Genomic DNA, 17,656 nt, shown 5'->3' with positions numbered 1-17,656 from the left:
GCGCCTGCGTCCGTCGCCGTAGGCTGACGTCGGCGCGAGGCCGTACGCGCCGGCCGGTGCCGGGGCGTACGGACATCCCACGCACCGCCACGCCCGCGCTCGGGGACCGTGGCCGCCGGCCGGCCCGGACCGCGGCCCCGGCCGACTCAAGGAACGGAGTCGCCGTGTCAGGACCACTTGACGGTGTGCTCGTCGTCGACCTCACCCGCGCCCTCGCCGGGCCGCACGCCGCGATGATGCTGGGCGACCTCGGCGCCCGCGTCATCAAGGTGGAAAACCCCGGAAGCGGGGACGACACCCGCGGCTGGGGGCCGCCGTTCGTGCAGCCCGAGACCGGCGACCGCGAGTCGACCTACTTCCTGTCGGCCAACCGCAACAAGGAGTCGATCGCCCTCGACCTCAAGGACGACGCCGACCGGGAGGTGCTCACGGGCCTGCTGCGTCGCGCCGACGTGCTGCTGGAGAACTTCCGGCCCGGCACGCTGGCCCGGCTCGGGTTCGGCACCGACGTCCTGGCCGAGCTGAACCCGCGGCTGGTCACGCTGTCGATCAGCGGCTTCGGGCACGACGGACCGGAGGGCGGCCGGGCGGGCTACGACCAGATCGCCCAGGGCGAGGCCGGGCTGATGTCCCTGACCGGGCCGGGGCCGGACGACCCGCAGCGCGTCGGGGTCCCCATCGGCGACCTCCTGGCCGGCATGTACGGCGCCTACGGCGTGCTTGCCGCGCTCATCGAAAGGGAACGCACCGGCCGCGGCCAGGTGGTGCGCACCTCGCTGCTCGCGGCGATCGTCGGCGTGCACGCCTTCCAGGGGACGGCGTGGACGGTCGCCGGCCGGGCCGGCCGGCCGCAGGGCAACCACCATCCGTCGATCGCGCCGTACGGGCTGTTCCGCTGCAAGGACGGATCGGTGCAGTTGTCGTGCGGCAGCGAGTCGCTGTGGCGCCGGCTCTGCGGTGAGTTCGGCCTGGACCCCGAGGCGCCGGGGATGGCGACCAACGGCGAGCGCGTGGGCAACCGGCAGCGGGTGATCGAGCTGATCGAGGACGCGTTCGCGGAGCATCCCGCCGAGGAGCTGCTGGCCCGGCTGGCCGCGGCCGGCATCCCGGCCGGCAAGGTGCGCACGATCGATCAGGTCTACGCGTGGGAGCAGACCCTGTCGCAGGGGCTGCTCGTCGACGTCGAGCACGCCACCCTCGGCCGGCTGCGGCTGCCCGGCCCGCCGCTGCGCTTCTTCTCTCCCGGCCCGGACGGCGAGACGGAGACCACCCGCCGCGAGCACGCCGCGCCACCGGTGCTCGACGCCGACGGTCCCGCGATCCGGGCGGAGGTGGCCCGGAGCGCCGACGGCGTCCCCATGCCGCCTCAGGTGACCTGACGCAGCCCGCCGAGCCCGGGCCACCACGCCGCCGGCGACCGTGCCGGTCCCGGCTGGGCCGCTTGGCCCCGGCGGCCCGTACGTGTTTCAATCACTGTTGCGCGGTGGCCACATGATGGGTGGGCTCCAGGAGGGCGTGCGGCGATGCCGCATGCGTTCTTCTCGTACGACAGCCCCGACGGCGCGTCCTTTCGCGGAAGGCGTGCCCGCCCATCATGAGGAGAACCCCCTATGAGATCGCTGTCATTGAAATCCGGACGCAGGCTCGCCGTCCTCGCCGCGGTGGCGGCCGTGCTCGCCGGTCTCGTCGCGGTCCTGACGCAGACCGCCGCCGAGGCGCACGGCGCCCTGCAGGCCCCTGCGAGCCGCACGTACGCGTGTTACACCGACGGCCTCACCGGCGGCCAGATCATCCCGAAGAACGCCGCCTGCAAGGACGCCGTGGCGGCGGGCGGCACCCAGCCGCTCTACGACTGGTATGGCGTGCTGCGCTCCGACGGGGGCGGCCGCACCCGGGGCTTCATCCCCGACGGCCAGCTCTGCAGCGGCGGTTTCAGCAAGTACGCCGCCTACGACGCGCCGAGGACCGACTGGCCGACCACCACGCTGAAGGCGAACAGCACCTACGACTTCGTCTACGGTGCGTGGGTGCCGCACCCCGGCGGCTTCAAGCTGTACGTCACCAAGGACGGCTACAACCCGACCAAGCCGCTGACCTGGGCAGACATGGAGGAGCAGCCATTCCTCACGGCCGACCCGGAGCCCGCCGTCACCAACGGCGCCTACCGCTTCTCCGGCAAGCTGCCCAACAAGAGCGGCCGGCACGTCATCTACGCCGTGTGGTACCGGTCCGACAGCCAGGAGACCTTCTACGGCTGCTCGGATGTGAACTTCCTCAACGACGGCGTCTCGCCGAGCCCGTCGCCGCGCGTCTCGCCCGGCACGAACGACCCGTCGCCGACCCCCTCGCCCTCCCCGGCCGGGAACCCGGCGTGCACGGCCACGGTGAAGCTGACCAACACCTGGCAGGGCGGCTTCCAGGGCGAGGTCACGATCAAGAACACCGGCACGGGCCCGCTCAACGGCTGGTACGTCCAGTGGCAGATGTCGAACGGCGCGACGATCAGCCAGGCGTGGAACGGAACGTCGATGCAGAGCGGCCCGTTCGCGATGATCCACGCACCTGAGTGGAACTCCTCGCTGGCCCCGGGGGCCTCGGCCACCGCCGGGTTCCTCGGCGCCGGCTCGGCCACGCCGTCGATCAGCGACATCAGCTGCGGCTGACGCCGGTTCCCGCGGCGCAGGATCCGCGGGAGACGCCCGGGGGTGCCGCCTGGCGGCACCCCCGGGCGTTGCGCGATGGGTGGGCGGAGGAGGATCCGCCTCGTACCCGCGGTGCGATAGCCACTGTGGGTGTGGCCTCACCTCCCTCTGGGGTGGTGGGAGCGCTCCCACGTGGCCGGACCCTAACGCGCCGCGCCGCCACCGGCCAGCGGACCCGCCCCGGCCCGGCATGTCCGCCCAGCTCAGGGCGCGGCACGCGATGAAAGTTTCGCCACGGCCGCCCGTCGCGCCTCCCGCCACGGCCGCCCGTCGCGTCCCCTCGGTGGCCGCTCGCCACCGCCCTCGCCGCCGTCCCCGCCACGGTCCTGGAGGCGGAGTCAGCCGGCCAGCGCGCGGTCGAGCGCGGTCTCGCGCCGGCCGAGGAACCGTGGCGAGGAGTGCAGGACCAGGCTGTCGACCAGGCCCTTGGCCGAGGCGGGGAACTCCCTGACGGTATAGGCCATCGTCTCGACCGGCCAGTCGCGGCTCGAATCGTCACCGACGCCGAACGCGTCCAGCCCGGCCGTACGGCACAGCGCGACGGCACGGGCGAGATGGAACACCTGGGTCACGACGACGAGACGGGACGCACCGAAGATCGTCTTGGCCCGTACGCAGGAGTCCCACGTGTCGAACCCGGCGTAGTCCAGCACGATCTTTCCCGCCGGCACGCCCCGGGAGATCAGGTAGTCGCGCATGACCGAGGGCTCGTCGTAGTCCTTGCGGCTGTTGTCGCCGGACAGCAGCAGGGCCCGCACCCTGCCCGTGCGGTACAGCTCCGCGGCGATGTCGAGCCGGGCGCGCAGCATCGGGCTCGGCCGGCCGCGCAGGACGCCCGCGCCCAGCACGAGCGCGGCCGGCATCGCGGGCACCTCGGCGGTCCAGCGCGTGCCCGGCTCGGCCGTCACCCGGTGGGCGGCGCTGGTCAGCCAGACCCAGGTCATCGGCGCCAGCGGCAGCACGCTCAGGGCGACCAGGCACTGGAAACCCCGGCGCAGGGCCGTACGCGACCAGGTCCAGGGGCGGACGGCCCACGACAGGACGCCCTTGAGCGAGGAGGAGCCCGGCGATCCCTCCACCTGGGGTCACACCCCCGCGTGGTGGAGCTCCGGCTGCTCGGGAGCGAGGGCGGGCACCGGGCCCCGGGTCCGCAGCCGGAACACGACGCGCAGCGCGCAGACCCACACGAGCGTCGCTCCCAGCACGTGCAGGAGCACCAGGGCCGCGGGGACGGCCAGGAAGTACTGCACGTACCCGACCACGCCCTGGGACAGCTCCACTCCGAGCAGCACGAGCGCGGCGCGCCGGGCCCGGCCGGGGGAGCCGGTGACGTGGAGGGCGAACAGGAGGGCGAACGTCAGCCCGACGACGACGTAGGCGATGTCGGTGTGCAGCCGCACCACGCTCTGGATGTCGAAGCCGAAACGGGAGGCCGCCTCGTCTCCCGAGTGCGGCCCGGTGCCGGTCACCACCATCCCGGCCAGCAGCAGCGTGAGGGTGGCCGCGGCGAGCACGTATCCGAGCGTGCGGATGTCCCTGTGGACCACCCGCTCGGGAGGGGCGTCGCCCTCGCCGGCCCGGGCGAACAGCACGACGGCGGCGGCGATCATGCCGATGGACAGCAGGAAGTGGACGCTGACGGTCACCGGGTTGAGCATCGTGCGGACCACGACCCCGCCCCAGAGGGCCTGGACGACGACGCCGACCGGCTGCACCAGCGCGAGCCGCAGCAGGACCGGCCGGCCGCGTTCGCCCCGCGACAGCTTCCAGGCGGCGATCACACACGCGACCGCGACCGCGAGCACGAGGAACGCCAGCAGCCGGTTGCCGAACTCGATCGCCATGTTGACCGGCGCGTGCGTGTCGATCCTCGCGGGCACGAAGCTGTCCGGCGTGCAGCGGGGCCAGGTCGGGCAGCCGAGGCCGGAGCCGGTGACGCGGACGGCGGCGCCGGTGACGGTGATGCCGACGTTGACCACGATCGCCGCCAGGGCCCACCGCCGCATCGACTCGCCCGTGGGGGACATGAACGAGCGGTAGAAGGCGAGCAGCGTGCCGCGGATCCGGTCAGTCGTGGGATTCACGGAATTCATCGTAGGCGGCCCTGTGGGTGGTCCCCTCCCCGGCCCGCGCGCCGTCCGGCGAGGCCGCGCGCCGTACGCCTTGATCGTCACATCGGGACCGGCCGGTACGATCGGCCGTACGGAACCGAGGAGGGCGGTGGCCGGTCGATGGGCGGGACGTGGGACGGCCCGGGGGGCCGCACGCGTGACGACCTCCGCGGGCCGGGCGGCGGAGCACGGCGAAACCTTCGCGAGCAGGTGGCGCAGGCGCTGCGCGACGCGCTGGTGGCCGGGGAGATGCGGCCCGGTGTCGTCTATTCGGCCCCCGCGCTGGCGGCCAGATTCGGGGTCTCCGCCACACCGGTGCGCGAGGCGATGCTCGATCTCGCCAAGGAGGGCCTGTTCGAGGCCCTGCGCAACAAGGGCTTCCGGGTCGCGGAGGTGTCCGAGCGCGACCTCGACGAGATCATCGAGATCAGGCGGCTGCTCGAGGTGCCCACGGTGGCCCGGCTCGCGCGGGAGCGCCGGGCCGTGGAGGCGGAGGAGCTGCGCCCGATCGCCGAGGAGATCGTCTCGGCCGCCGGAAGGGGCGATCTGCTCGCCTACGTTGCCGCCGACCAGAGGTTCCATCTCGGGCTGCTGGCCCTGTCGGGCAACGCCCGGCTGGTCGGGACCGTCAGGGACCTGCGGGCCCGGGCCCGGCTCTACGGCCTGCGCGGGCTGCCCGACGCCCGGATGCTGGCGGCCTCGGCACGCGAACACCTCGACCTCCTCGACGCCGTCGTACGCGGCGACGCCGGGGCGGCCGAGAGCCTGATGAACCACCATCTCCGGCATGTGCGGACGATCTGGTCGGCCGGTCCGCCCCGGCCTGAGCGGTACGGCTCAGCCGCCGCCGGCGCGGGTGGCGCCGATGGAGGCGACGACGACGCAGCCGATCGCGGCCCACTCGCGGAGCTGGAGCACCTCGCCCAGGACGAACAGGCCGACGAGCGCGGCGGCGGCGGGCTCCAGGCTCATCAGGATGCCGAAGACCCGCTTGGGCATCCGGCGCAGGGCCTCGAGTTCCAGTGAGTAGGGGATGACCGAGGAGAGCAGGCCGACCCCCGCGCCGATCAGCAGGATCTCGGGCCGCAGCAGGTCGCTCCCGCCCGCGGTGACGCCGATGGGCGCGACGACGACCGTGGACACGATCATGGCGAACGACAGCCCGCTCGCGCCGGGGAAGCGGGTGCCCGTGGCCGCGGAGAACACGATGTAGGCGGCCCAGCACGTTCCCGCCAGCGCCGCGAACCCGATGCCGACCCAGCTCGCGGTCCCCGCTCCTCCCCAGGGGGCGAGCAGGATCACGCCCGCGGCGGCCAGCGCCACCCACAGCAGGTCGAGCCGGCGGCGGGAGGACACCACGGCCAGGGTGAGCGGCCCGATGAACTCGATGGCCACCGCGATCCCGATCGGCAGCCGGGCGAGGGCCTCGTAGAACGACAGGTTCATCAGGCCGAGGCTGAGCCCGAACGCGAGGCCGACGGCGAGGTCGCGGCGCGACAGCCCGCGTACCTTGGGCCGGGCGACGGCCAGCAGCATGACGGCGCCGGTCGCGATGCGCAGGAAGACCACGGCCGAAGGAGGCAGCTGTGTGAACAGGTTCTTGGCCAGGCCCGCGCCCACCTGGACCGACAGGATGCCCAGCAGCACCAGCCCCGGCGGCGGTATCGCGTTCGACGCGGCCCGGAGCGCCCTGCCCGGCGACGGCCTCATCCGGTACGGCTCGGCCCCCGGAAGGGATTCAGCGGTCATGCCGGCGACCCCACAAATTGCCATTGATCACGAACAATGCCCGCAATCATATGCGTGGCCGTGAGATCTCCGGTGCGGGCCCCCGGCGTCACTTCGGGCGGCACCGTGCCATTCCCAGCGGCCCCGTGTCACTCCCAGCGGAACGTACGGGCGGCCAGGGCGAGCGCGGCCACCGTCCAGCACAGCAGCACGAGCAGCGCGCCGCCGGGGAAGCCCCCGCCCGCGCTGAAGGCGGTCCGCAGGCCGGAGGTGAGCGCGCTGATCGGCAGCAGCCCGAGCACGTGCTGCACCCCGGCGGGGAACCTGTCCAGCGGGAACAGCACGCCGCCGAGTCCGAGCAGCACCAGGTAGACGAGGTTGGCCCCGGCCAGCGTGGCCTCGGCCCGCAGCGTGCCGGCCATGAGCAGGCCGAGGCCGCTGAAGGCCGCCGTGCCCAGCAGCAGGAGCGGCACGGCCCACAGCGGGTCGCCGTGCGGCGACCAGCCGAGCGCCAGCGCCACCACGACGATCACCACGACCTGCAACGCCTCCACGGCGACGACCGCGGCGGTCTTGGCCAGCAGCAGGCCGGTCCGCGACAGCGGGGTCGCGCCCAGGCGTTTGAGCACGCCGTACCTGCGCTCGAAGCCGGTGGCGATCGCCTGCCCGGTGAACGCGGTCGACATGACCGCCAGCGCGAGGATGCCGGGGGCGACGAAGTCGACGCGCGGGCCGCCGCCGACGTCAACCAGCGGGGCCGTGGAGAAACCGACGAGCAGCAGGATCGGGATGATCATCGTGAGCAGGAGCTGCTCGCCGTTGCGCAGCGTGGCCCGGATCTCCGCGCCCGCCTGGGCGAAGACCATCCGGCGCAGCGGCGCGGCCCCCGGCCGCGGCGTCAGGTCCAGCGTGGCGATCGTGCTCAACGCAGCTCCCTGCCGGTCAGTTCGAGGAAGACGTCCTCCAGCGTGCGCCGCTCGATGCGCAGGTCCTCGGTGGTCACGCCCTCGGTGGCGCACCAGGCGGTGACGGTCGCGAGCAGTTGCGGGCCGACCTGGCCCTCGATGATGTAGTGGCCCGAGGGCGACTCCTTGGCGGCGCTGCCCGGCGGCAGCGCCACCAGCAGTTCCTCCAGGTCGAGACCCGGACGCGCGCGGAACCTGAGCTGGCGTTCCGCGCCGGTGAGCGACTCGGGCGTTCCCTCGGCCACCACCCGGCCGTGGTCGATGACCACGATGTGGTCGGAGAGCTTCTCGGCCTCGTCCATCTGGTGGGTGGTCAGCACCACCGACACTCCGGCGGCGCGCAGCGCGGCGACCAGGTCCCAGCAGGCGTGCCGGGCCTGCGGGTCGAGCCCGGCGGTCGGCTCGTCGAGGAAGACCAGTTCGGGCCGCCCGATCACCGCCGCCGCGAGCGACAGGCGCTGCTGCTGGCCGCCCGACAACCGCCGGTACGGCGTACGCGTGTGGCCGGTCAGGCCGAGCACGCGGAGCAGGGCGCCGGGGTCGAGCGGGTGGGCGTAGAACCGGGAGACCACCCGCAGCCACTCGCCCGCACGGGCGGCGGGAGGGACCCCACCGGTCTGCGGCATGATTCCCAGGCGCGGCCTGAGCGCGGGGTCGGCCGGGTCGAGGCCGAGCACGCGCACGGTCCCGCCGTCCGGCCGGCGGAAGCCCTCGCAGATCTCGATCGTGGAGGTCTTGCCGGCGCCGTTGGGCCCGAGGATCGCCGTCACGGCGCCCCGGGCGCAGGCGAGGGTCAGCCCGTCGACGGCGGTGGTGCTCCCGTAGCGCTTGACCAGCCCGTCGATCTCGACCGCGGGCGCGCCGTCGTCCGCGCCGCCGAGCGTGCCCTCAGGCGTGCTGCCAACCCCCGGCACTCCCACCGGCCTCCCCTCGCAGGATCGACCGCCAGAGCCGGCCGGACGCGGTCGCTCTGGTCAATCGCCGACGGCATCGAGTCTAGGGAGCGGCGAGCGCGCCCTCGTCGGCGAGTGCCGCTATTCCAGCCCATGGCGGTAAAGGATGCGGAAAACTGTCGTCAGGCCAGGTTAGGTAAGCCTTGCCTGCGTGAGAAATTGCATCCCCATCGACCTCACCTTGGGTTTGTCGCCAGGGAAGGAATTACGGCACACTGATGTTGTGAAATACGTGCAGGGGAAGCAGGACGCCGAGAAGGCCGTGGTGACGCGGCCCGTTCCGGCATCCCCTGCGCACAGGGACGTCGTCAACAAGGACATCGGTGCCGAGCGCGGGACCCGCGCCAGGGTGGCGCGGCTCATCCTGGAGCACGGCCCGGTGACCGCCGCCGCGCTCGGCGAGCGGCTCGGGCTGACGCCGGCCGCGGTGCGCCGTCACCTCGACGCGCTGCTGGCCGAAGGCATGATAGAACCCCGTACGGCCCGCCCGCGCGGCCAGCGAGGGCGCGGCAGGCCGGCGAAGATGTTCGCCATCACCGACGCGGGCCGCAGCGCCTTCGTCCACGCCTACGACGACCTCGCCGGCAGCGCGCTGCGCTTCCTGGCCGAGCGTCTGGGCGGCGAGGCGGTGTCGGAGTTCGCGCGGGCGCAGGTGTCCGGGCTGGTCGGCCGGCTCGAGGCGCTGATGCGCGAGGTCCCGGCCGAGCAGCGGATCCGGGTGCTGGCCGAGGCGCTGTCCGCGGAGGGTTACGCGGCGTCGGCGTCCGCCACCGGCAAGGGCGGCGAGCAGCTGTGCCAGCACCACTGCCCGGTCGCGCACGTCGCGGCACAGTTCCCGCAGCTGTGCGAGGCGGAGACCGAGGCGTTCGCCCGGCTGCTCGGCACCCCGGTGCAGCGGCTGGCCACGATCGCCAACGGCGACGGGGTCTGCACCACCCATGTGAGTTCACACGCGCTCGCCGCACGGCACGCGCGTGCCGATCTATCGACCGCAGATCTTTCGAGTACATCGACGAGCAAGGAGTCCGGAAGGTGACTGTCACCGACCGCCCGGAGCTGGAAGGCCTCGGGAATTACAAGTTCGGCTGGGCCGACACGGACGTGGCGGGGGCCACGGCCCGTCGTGGGCTGTCCGAAGAGGTCGTCCGCAACATCTCCGCGCTCAAGAACGAGCCGGAGTGGATGCTCGACCTGCGCCTCAAGGGCCTTCGGCTGTTCGAGAAGAAGCCGCTGCCGACCTGGGGCTCCGACCTCACGGGCATCGACTTCGACAACATCAAGTACTTCGTCCGCTCCACCGAGAAGCAGGCCGCCTCCTGGGACGAGCTGCCCCCGGACATCAAGAACACCTACGACAAGCTCGGCATCCCGGAGGCGGAGAAGCAGCGCCTCATCGCCGGTGTCGCCGCCCAGTACGAGTCCGAGGTCGTCTACCACAAGATCCGTGAGGACCTCGAGGAGAAGGGCGTCATTTTCGTCGACACCGACACCGGCCTGCGCGAGCACGAGGAGCTCTTCAAGGAGTACTTCGGCACGGTGATCCCGGTCGGCGACAACAAGTTCGCCGCGCTCAACACCTCCGTGTGGTCCGGTGGCTCGTTCATCTACGTGCCGCCGAACGTGAACGTCGAGATCCCGCTGCAGGCCTACTTCCGGATCAACACCGAGAACATGGGCCAGTTCGAGCGGACGCTGATCGTCGTGGACGAGAACTCCTACGTCCACTACGTCGAGGGCTGCACCGCGCCGATCTACTCGTCCGACTCGCTGCACTCGGCGGTCGTCGAGATCGTCGTGAAGAAGGGCGCCCGCTGCCGTTACACGACGATCCAGAACTGGTCGAACAACGTCTACAACCTGGTCACCAAGCGCGCCGTGGCGTACGAGGGCGCGACCATGGAGTGGATCGACGGCAACATCGGCTCCAAGGTCACGATGAAGTACCCGGCCGTCTACCTCATGGGCGAGCACGCCAAGGGCGAGACGCTGTCGGTCGCCTTCGCGGGCGAGGGCCAGCACCAGGACGCGGGCGCCAAGATGGTGCACCTCGCGCCGAAGACCTCCTCGACGATCATCTCCAAGTCCGTCGCGCGCGGCGGCGGCCGCACGTCCTACCGCGGCCTGGTGCAGATCGACGAGGGCGCGGCCGGCTCGGCCTCGACCGTCAAGTGCGACGCGCTGCTGGTCGACCAGATCAGCCGGTCCGACACCTACCCGTACGTCGACGTCCGCGAGGACGACGTGTCGATGGGCCACGAGGCCACGGTGTCCAAGGTGTCGGAGGACCAGCTGTTCTACCTGATGAGCCGCGGCCTCGGCGAGGACGAGGCGATGGCCATGATCGTGCGCGGCTTCGTCGAGCCGATCGCCCGCGAGCTGCCCATGGAATACGCCCTGGAGCTCAACCGACTGATCGAGCTGCAGATGGAAGGAGCGGTCGGCTGATGGGCCTGGAGACCAAACCGCTGTCGACGCTGCATGAGAAGGCGTCGTACGACGTGGCGGACTTCCCGGTGCCGACGGGCCGCGAGGAGGAGTGGCGCTTCACGCCGCTGTCGCGGCTGAAGGGGCTGCACAACGGCACCGCCGCCGTCACCGGCGGCGTCGTGGTGGACGTCGAGGCGGCGCCCGAGGTGCGCGTCGAGACCGTCGGCCGCGACGACGCCCGGCTCGGCAAGGCCTACACGCCGGCCGACCGGGTCAGCGCGCAGGCGTACTCGTCGTTCGAGAAGGCCACCGTCGTCACGGTGCCGAAGATGACGGCCGCCTCCCGGCCCACCGTGATCAACCTGCGGGGGTCCGGCGCCGGCGCGGCCGCGTACGGGCACATCCTCGTGTCCGTCGAGCCGATGGCCGAGGCCGTGCTGGTCCTGGACCACCGCGGCAGCGCCGTCTACGCCGACAACGTCGAGTTCGACGTGGCCGAGGGCGCGACGCTCAAGGTGGTCAGCCTGCAGGACTGGGACGACGACGCCGTGCACGTCTCCCACCACCACGCGCGCCTCGGCAAGGACGCGACGTTCCGCTCGTTCGTGGTCACCCTCGGCGGCGACCTAGTTCGGCTGTCGCCCTCGGTGTCGTACACCGCCCCCGGCGGCGACGCCGACCTGACCGGGCTGTACTTCGTTGACGCGGGCCAGCACCTGGAGCACCGCCTGCTGGTGGACCACAGCGTGCCCAACTGCCGCAGCAACGTGACCTACAAGGGCGCGCTGCAGGGCGACGGCGCCCACGCGGTCTGGATCGGGGATGTGATCATCCGGGCCGAGGCCGAGGGCACCGACACCTACGAGCTGAACCGCAACCTCATCCTCACCGACGGCGCCCGCGCCGACTCGGTGCCGAACCTGGAGATCCTCACCGGCGAGGTCGCGGGAGCGGGACACGCGTCCGCCTCCGGCCGTCTCGACGACGAGCACATCTTCTACCTGCAGGCCCGCGGCATCCCGTTCGACGAGGCGCGCCGCCTGGTCATCCACGGCTTCTTCGCCCAGCTGCTGGAGAAGATCGAGGTGCCGGAGATCCGCGAGCGCGTCCTGTCCGCGGTCGAGGCGGAGCTGGCCCGATGAGCTCCGAGATCGCCCACTGGGAGAAGGTCTGCCAGGTCGGGGACATCCCCGACGGCGGCGTCATCGGCCTGGAGGTCGGTGAGACGCCCGTCGCCCTGGTCAGGACCGGCGGCGAGGTCTTCGCCCTGCACGACGTGTGCTCCCACGCCGAGGTGCGGCTCAGCGAGGGCGAGGTCTACGACCACACCCTGGAATGCTGGCTCCACGGCTCCTGTTTCGACCTGCGCAGCGGCAAGCCCACCGGGCCGCCCGCGACCAGGCCCGTCAACGTCTACCGTGTCAAGATCGAAGGCGACGACGTGTACGTCTCGCTCTCGAAGGAGTAAATACTCGTGTCCACTCTTGAGATTCGTGACCTGCACGTCGCCGTGGGCGACAAGGAGATCCTGCGCGGCGTCGACCTGACGGTCCGCAGCGGTGAGACGCACGCCATCATGGGCCCCAACGGCTCGGGCAAGTCCACGCTGGCGTACGCCGTCGCCGGTCACCCGAAGTACACCATCACCTCCGGTTCCGTGCTGCTCGACGGCGAGGACCTGCTGGAGATGTCGGTGGACGAGCGCGCCCGCGCCGGCCTCTTCCTGGCCATGCAGTACCCGGTCGAGGTCCCCGGCGTCACCGTGTCGAACTTCCTGCGTTCGGCGATCACCGCGGTCCGGGGCGAGGCGCCCAAGCTGCGCGACTTCGCCAAGGAGCTGAAGGGGGGCATGGAGGCGCTGTCCATCGACCCGGCCTTCGCGCAGCGCAACACCAACGAGGGCTTCTCCGGCGGCGAGAAGAAGCGCCACGAGATCCTCCAGCTGGAGCTGCTCAAGCCCAAGATCGCGGTGCTGGACGAGACCGACTCCGGCCTCGACGTCGACGCCCTGCGCGTCGTGTCCGAGGGCATCAACCGGTTCCGCGCCTCCGGTGACACCGGCGTGCTGCTGATCACCCACTACACCCGCATCCTGCGCTACGTGAAGCCGGACTTCGTCCACGTCTTCGCCGGCGGGCGCGTGGTGGAGGAGGGCGGCCCCGAGCTGGCCGACAAGCTGGAGTCCGAGGGCTACGAGGCGTACACGGCGAAGGCGGCGTCCGCCTGATGAGTGCGCCCGGCTTCGACGTGGAGAGGATCAGGAAGGACTTCCCGGTCCTCGGCCGCGAACTTCCCGGAGGCAGGTCGCTGGTCTACCTCGACTCCGGCAACTCCTCCCAGAAGCCGACCCAGGTGGTCGAGACCATGCGCGACCACCTGACCTGGCACTACGGCAACGTCGGCCGGGCGCTGCACGTGCTGGGCAGCGAGTCGACCGAGGCGTACGAGGCGGCGCGCGACAAGATCGCCGCATTCGTGCAGGCCCCGTCGCGCGACGAGATCGTCTTCACCAAGAACGCCTCCGAGGCCCTCAACCTCGTGGCGTACGCCTTCGGCAACCCCATCGGCGAGGACGAGCGGTTCCGGCTCGGCCCCGGCGACGAGATCGTCATCTCGGAGATGGAGCACCACTCCAACATCGTGCCGTGGCAGCTGCTCGCGCAGCGGACCGGCGCGACGCTGCGCTGGTTCCCCGTGACCGACGAGGGCCGCCTCGACATCGGCGGCCTGGAGGAGCTGGTCAACGAGCGCACGAAGATCGTCTCGATCGCCCACCAGTCGAACGTGCTCGGCACGGTCAACTCGGTCTCGCCGGTCCTGGCCCGCGTGCGCGAGGTCGGCGCGCTGATGATGCTCGACGCGTCGCAGTCGGTGCCCCACCAGCCCGTTGACGTGACCGGGCTGGGCGTCGACTTCGTCGCGTTCACCGGCCACAAGATGGCCGGGCCGTCCGGCATCGGCGTGCTGTGGGGCCGCCGCGAGCTGCTCGACGCCATGCCGCCGTTCCTCGGCGGCGGCGAGATGATCGAGGCGGTCTGGATGGACCGCTCGACGTACGCGCCGGTGCCGCACAAGTTCGAGGCGGGGACGCCGCCCATCGTCGAGGCGATCGGCCTCGGCGCCGCGGTCGACTACCTCACCGCCGTCGGCATGGACCAGATCAAGGCGCACGAGAAGGAGCTGGTCGCGTACGCGCTGGAGGCGCTGCCGGAGGTCCCCGGGCTCAGGATCATCGGCCCGCGCACGCCCATCGCCCGCGGCGGCACGATCTCGTTCACGCTCGAAGGGATCCACCCGCACGACGTGGGGCAGATCCTCGACGACGTGTACGGGATCGCCGTCCGGGTAGGTCATCACTGCGCCCGGCCGCTCCACCTCAGGTTCGGAATTCCGGCGACCACGCGGGCGTCTTTCTACCTGTACAACACGACGGCCGAGATCGACGCACTGGTCCGCGGCCTCCACCACGTGCAGAAGGTGTTCGGCTGAGCCATGATCGGTGAATCCATGTACCAGGAGCTGATCCTGGAGCACTACAAGCATCCCCAGGGCCGGGGCCTGCGTGAGCCGTACGACGCGGAGGTGCACCACGTCAACCCCACCTGCGGCGACGAGCTGACGCTGCGGGTGAAGGTGGCCGACGGCGGCAAGGTGCTCGACGTGTCCTACGACGGCCAGGGCTGCTCCATCAGCCAGGCCGCCGCCTCCGTGCTGCACGAGCTCGCCACCGGTTCCACGGTGGAGGAGTCGCTGTCGGTGGTGGAGGAGTTCACCCGGCTCATGCAGGGCAGGGGTCAGGTGGAGCCCGACGAGGACGTGCTGGGCGACGCGGTGGCGTTCGCCGGGGTGGCGAAGTTCCCCGCCCGCGTCAAGTGCGCGCTGCTGGCCTGGATGGCCTACAAGGACGCGCTCATGAGGAGCCAGGGATGACCGGCGGCCTCCGCCGTGTTGGGAAGTACGGCGCCGCGCCGCGGGCGCCGCGAGGTGAGGAGACGACGTGAGCAAGCCGACCGAGACCCCGACGGGAACCGCGACCGAGGCGGCGACCGGAACCTACGACGGGGAGAGCTCCCTCGACGACGTGCTCGAGGCGCTGAAGGACGTCGTGGACCCCGAGCTGGGGATCAACGTGGTGGACCTCGGCCTCGTGTACGGCGTCAACCTCGACCCGGCCGGCGAGGGTGAGCGGCCGATCGCCACCATCGACATGACGCTGACCAGCGCCGCCTGCCCGCTGACCGACGTGATCGAGGACCAGGCCAACTCGGCGCTCGCCGACCTGGTCTCCAGCGTGGTCATCAACTGGGTGTGGCTGCCGCCGTGGGGCCCGGACAAGATCACCGACGAGGGCCGCGACCAGCTCAGGATGCTCGGCTTCAACGTCTGATCGTCCTTCGCCTCCCCACGCCGCAACGACCCCTTGCCGTGATTTTTTAATTTGTCGCAGTCGCCTGCGCCGGCCTGCCTGGGTGAACCCTGTTCGTGATCGTGCAGTCGCACGGGCGAAGATGCGGGCCGGACAGGGAATGCTGCGATGAACTGCAGGATCACGGCGTGTTTGTGCCCGGGTCACGAGCATGATGTGCGGCAAACTGCACGATCACGGCGGGTTCGATCGCAGGCCGGCCGCGTGGTCTGCGCCAAGCTGCGCGATCACGGTGGTCGGCGCGGTGGCGGGGATGAGTTGTGCGGGAATGCCGTACAGTTGTTCTTTGCTCTTCCTTTTGCGACGTGAGTGAAAGGCGTCCGTGAGAGCCGCCGCCCGGCGGTCTGCACATCTGCGGGACGCATACTCACGGCATCTGCGGGCGCAGGCCGCCGCTGTCTCCGGCCCGCCCTATTGGCACGGCACGCCTGCCGTGCCTGACCTGGCTCGTCCTTTCGCAGAAGTGACGCGCCCGCGTGTTCCGGCACGTCTTTCTTCGAAAGGCACGATTACGTGACCATCTCTGACCTTGGCGAGGGCACGACGACCTCCGCCGAGTTCGCGGCGCTGGGGCTGCCCAGACCGCTCGTGACAGGGCTTGCCCGGCAGGGCATCACCACGCCGTTCCCGATCCAGAGTGCGGCGATTCCCGACATCCTCGCCGGGATGGACGTCCTGGGCCGTGGCCGGACCGGCTCCGGCAAGACCCTCGCCTTCGGCCTGCCCACGCTGGCCAGGCTCGCGGGGGAGAAGGCGGCGCCGCGGCGGCCCCGCGCCCTCGTCCTGGTGCCGACCCGCGAACTCGCGTTCCAGGTGGCCGCCACCATCGAGCCGCTCGGCCGGGGGCTGTCGTTGCGCACCAGGACGGTCGTCGGCGGCATGCCGATGGGCCGCCAGATCGAAGACCTGCGCCGGGGGGTCGAGATCGTGGTCGCCACGCCCGGCCGCCTCACCGACCTGATCGAGCAGGGCGCCTGCGCGCTGGACGACATCGAGATCACCGTCCTCGACGAGGCCGACCACATGTGCGACCTCGGCTTCCTCCCCGTGGTGAGCGCGCTGCTCGCCCGCACGCCCGCCGACGGTCAGCGTCTGCTGTTCTCCGCGACCCTCGACGGCGATGTGGACACGCTGGTCCAGCGCTTCCTGACCGACCCGGTGGTCCACTCGCTGGACCCGGCCACCTCCCCGGTCGAGACGATGGAGCACCACCTGCTCCAGGTGCAGCGCGACGACAAGGCGGACGTGACGGCGGAGATCGCCAACCGGGGCGGCCGTACGATCATGTTCGTACGCACCCAGCACGGTGTCGACCGCATCGTCAAGCAACTCGCCCGGGCGGGCGTCCGCGCGGGCGGCCTGCACGGCGGCAAGCGGCAGAACCAGCGCACCCGCATCCTCGACGGGTTCCGTCAGGGCGACATCGGGGTGCTCGTGTGCACGGACGTCGCGGCACGCGGCATCCACGTCGACGACGTCAGCCTGGTGCTGCACGTGGATCCGCCCGCCGACCACAAGAGCTACCTGCACCGGGGCGGCCGCACGGCACGTGCGGGCGAGCGCGGCGTGGTGCTGACGCTGGTGCTGCCGAGTGAGCGGCGCTCCACCGAGTCGATGACCCGAAAGGCCGGGGTCACCGCGTCACGGCACCGGGTGGCGCCGGGCGACCCGATCCTGGCCGAGATCGCCGGGGCCCGGCGGCCGAGCGGCGCGTCCGTGCCCGTGTGGGAGCCCGACGTGCGCGCGCCGCTGCGGCCCAGGCGGGATGACAGGCCGCGCGACGACAAGCCGCGCGGCCGTTCCCGGCGCTTCGGCGACCGTCCCCGCGGCGGCGACCGCCCCGGTGACCGCCCCGGCGAGGGCGAGGCCCGGCGCAGGTGGTCCGACCAGGGCGAGCGGCCGAGTGTGGCGTGGGCCGGCGACGGCCGCGCCGACGGCCGCGGCGAGTCCCGAGGAGGGCGGGGCGGCGGTCACCACCGCGGCCACGCCGGCGGGCAGGCCGGGTACGGCGCGGGCGAAGGCGGCCGTGGCGGCCGCGGACGCCGCTTCACCGGCCGCTGATCCACCCCGTTTTTCACGTTTCTCCACCACCGGGCCGTCCGTATGGGCGGCCCGGTGGCGTGTGGGGCCGATTGTGCCGTCCCACGCCCTCGTTCTCAGTCGCCTCGTCCTCTACTTCGCACGGCGTGAGGAACCGGCGCCCGCCCGAGCGTGCTTCAGGGCACTGGCTTGACTCTAACTATATAGACCGGTCTATTGTGTCCTCGTGATCGGAACAACAACCGGGATCGGCGCGCGGCTTGTGACGCCGGTGCCCGAACCGGTGCAGCGGCAGGGCCACAGC

16 protein-coding genes and 1 pseudogene are annotated in these 17,656 nt (G+C 71.7%); 12 read left to right on the top strand and 5 right to left on the bottom strand.

Going from position 1 to position 17,656, the window contains the following annotated elements; genetic code table 11:
• Window positions 1-164: 164 nt before the first annotated feature.
• On the top strand, window positions 165-1,379 hold the full coding sequence (locus ACQPZZ_RS24420) for a CaiB/BaiF CoA transferase family protein (RefSeq protein WP_432922437.1): 1,215 nt from the start codon (window positions 165-167) through the stop codon (window positions 1,377-1,379).
• A 231-nt stretch (window positions 1,380-1,610) separates the two neighbouring features.
• Complete coding sequence (locus ACQPZZ_RS24415; protein WP_363641090.1) at window positions 1,611-2,663, top strand: lytic polysaccharide monooxygenase auxiliary activity family 9 protein; 1,053 nt, start codon at window positions 1,611-1,613, stop codon at window positions 2,661-2,663.
• Window positions 2,664-3,040: 377 nt separating this feature from the next.
• On the opposite strand, the gene ACQPZZ_RS24410 is transcribed toward ACQPZZ_RS24415, so the two are convergent.
• Window positions 3,041-3,781 (bottom strand): SanA/YdcF family protein, encoded by a 741-nt coding sequence (locus ACQPZZ_RS24410; RefSeq protein WP_432922433.1) that lies wholly within the window; start codon window positions 3,779-3,781, stop codon window positions 3,041-3,043.
• A gap of 6 nt (window positions 3,782-3,787) precedes the next feature.
• The gene (locus ACQPZZ_RS24405) at window positions 3,788-4,795 is read right to left on the bottom strand and encodes a COX15/CtaA family protein (protein ID WP_432922430.1); all 1,008 of its coding nucleotides are present in this window, start codon (window positions 4,793-4,795) and stop codon (window positions 3,788-3,790) included.
• Window positions 4,796-4,933: 138 nt separating this feature from the next.
• Here ACQPZZ_RS24405 and ACQPZZ_RS24400 point away from each other — a divergent pair.
• Window positions 4,934-5,539 (top strand): annotated as a pseudogene (locus tag ACQPZZ_RS24400) (GntR family transcriptional regulator); the annotation flags it as partial.
• A gap of 111 nt (window positions 5,540-5,650) precedes the next feature.
• Here the strand turns inward: ACQPZZ_RS24400 and ACQPZZ_RS24395 are convergent.
• From ACQPZZ_RS24395 to ACQPZZ_RS24385, 3 genes are all read right to left on the bottom strand, one after another.
• The gene (locus ACQPZZ_RS24395) at window positions 5,651-6,562 is read right to left on the bottom strand and encodes an EamA family transporter (RefSeq protein WP_432922427.1); all 912 of its coding nucleotides are present in this window, start codon (window positions 6,560-6,562) and stop codon (window positions 5,651-5,653) included.
• 128 nt (window positions 6,563-6,690) lie between these two features.
• Window positions 6,691-7,407, bottom strand: a complete 717-nt coding sequence (locus ACQPZZ_RS24390; RefSeq protein WP_432934510.1) for an ABC transporter permease — start codon at window positions 7,405-7,407, stop codon at window positions 6,691-6,693.
• A gap of 56 nt (window positions 7,408-7,463) precedes the next feature.
• On the bottom strand, window positions 7,464-8,420 hold the full coding sequence (locus ACQPZZ_RS24385; RefSeq protein ID WP_432922424.1) for an ABC transporter ATP-binding protein: 957 nt from the start codon (window positions 8,418-8,420) through the stop codon (window positions 7,464-7,466).
• Window positions 8,421-8,682: 262 nt separating this feature from the next.
• Between ACQPZZ_RS24385 and ACQPZZ_RS24380 the strand changes: the two genes are divergently transcribed.
• From ACQPZZ_RS24380 to ACQPZZ_RS24340, 9 genes are all read left to right on the top strand, one after another.
• Window positions 8,683-9,495: a helix-turn-helix transcriptional regulator gene (locus tag ACQPZZ_RS24380; protein ID WP_432922421.1), complete on the top strand. Its 813-nt coding sequence runs from the start codon at window positions 8,683-8,685 to the stop codon at window positions 9,493-9,495.
• Window positions 9,492-10,904 carry a Fe-S cluster assembly protein SufB gene (sufB, locus tag ACQPZZ_RS24375; RefSeq protein WP_432922418.1) on the top strand — a complete coding sequence of 471 codons (1,413 nt, stop codon included), beginning with the start codon at window positions 9,492-9,494 and terminating at the stop codon, window positions 10,902-10,904. Before ACQPZZ_RS24380 ends, sufB begins: the two co-directional genes overlap by 4 nt.
• Complete coding sequence (gene sufD / locus ACQPZZ_RS24370) at window positions 10,904-12,028, top strand: Fe-S cluster assembly protein SufD (protein ID WP_363641100.1); 1,125 nt, start codon at window positions 10,904-10,906, stop codon at window positions 12,026-12,028. Before sufB ends, sufD begins: the two co-directional genes overlap by 1 nt.
• The gene (locus ACQPZZ_RS24365; protein WP_346228942.1) at window positions 12,025-12,354 is read left to right on the top strand and encodes a non-heme iron oxygenase ferredoxin subunit; all 330 of its coding nucleotides are present in this window, start codon (window positions 12,025-12,027) and stop codon (window positions 12,352-12,354) included. The genes sufD and ACQPZZ_RS24365 overlap by 4 nt, the downstream gene beginning before the upstream one ends.
• Before the next feature lie 6 nt (window positions 12,355-12,360).
• Window positions 12,361-13,113 carry a Fe-S cluster assembly ATPase SufC gene (gene sufC / locus ACQPZZ_RS24360; RefSeq protein ID WP_432922414.1) on the top strand — a complete coding sequence of 251 codons (753 nt, stop codon included), beginning with the start codon at window positions 12,361-12,363 and terminating at the stop codon, window positions 13,111-13,113.
• On the top strand, window positions 13,113-14,375 hold the full coding sequence (locus ACQPZZ_RS24355) for a cysteine desulfurase (protein WP_432922411.1): 1,263 nt from the start codon (window positions 13,113-13,115) through the stop codon (window positions 14,373-14,375). Before sufC ends, ACQPZZ_RS24355 begins: the two co-directional genes overlap by 1 nt.
• A gap of 3 nt (window positions 14,376-14,378) precedes the next feature.
• Window positions 14,379-14,816 (top strand): Fe-S cluster assembly sulfur transfer protein SufU, encoded by a 438-nt coding sequence (gene sufU, locus ACQPZZ_RS24350; protein WP_363641106.1) that lies wholly within the window; start codon window positions 14,379-14,381, stop codon window positions 14,814-14,816.
• A 67-nt stretch (window positions 14,817-14,883) separates the two neighbouring features.
• Window positions 14,884-15,273: a metal-sulfur cluster assembly factor gene (locus tag ACQPZZ_RS24345; RefSeq protein ID WP_432922408.1), complete on the top strand. Its 390-nt coding sequence runs from the start codon at window positions 14,884-14,886 to the stop codon at window positions 15,271-15,273.
• A 552-nt stretch (window positions 15,274-15,825) separates the two neighbouring features.
• A complete protein-coding gene (locus tag ACQPZZ_RS24340) occupies window positions 15,826-17,373 on the top strand; it encodes a DEAD/DEAH box helicase (protein WP_432922405.1) in 1,548 nt (515 codons plus the stop codon).
• Window positions 17,374-17,656 lie beyond the last annotated feature (283 nt).

This window comes from Microbispora sp. CA-135349, assembly GCF_050947365.1.
Classification (GTDB): domain Bacteria; phylum Actinomycetota; class Actinomycetes; order Streptosporangiales; family Streptosporangiaceae; genus Microbispora.
The sequence above is the reverse complement of the archived record's forward strand: the minus strand, read 5'-3'. Positions and strand labels throughout refer to the sequence as shown.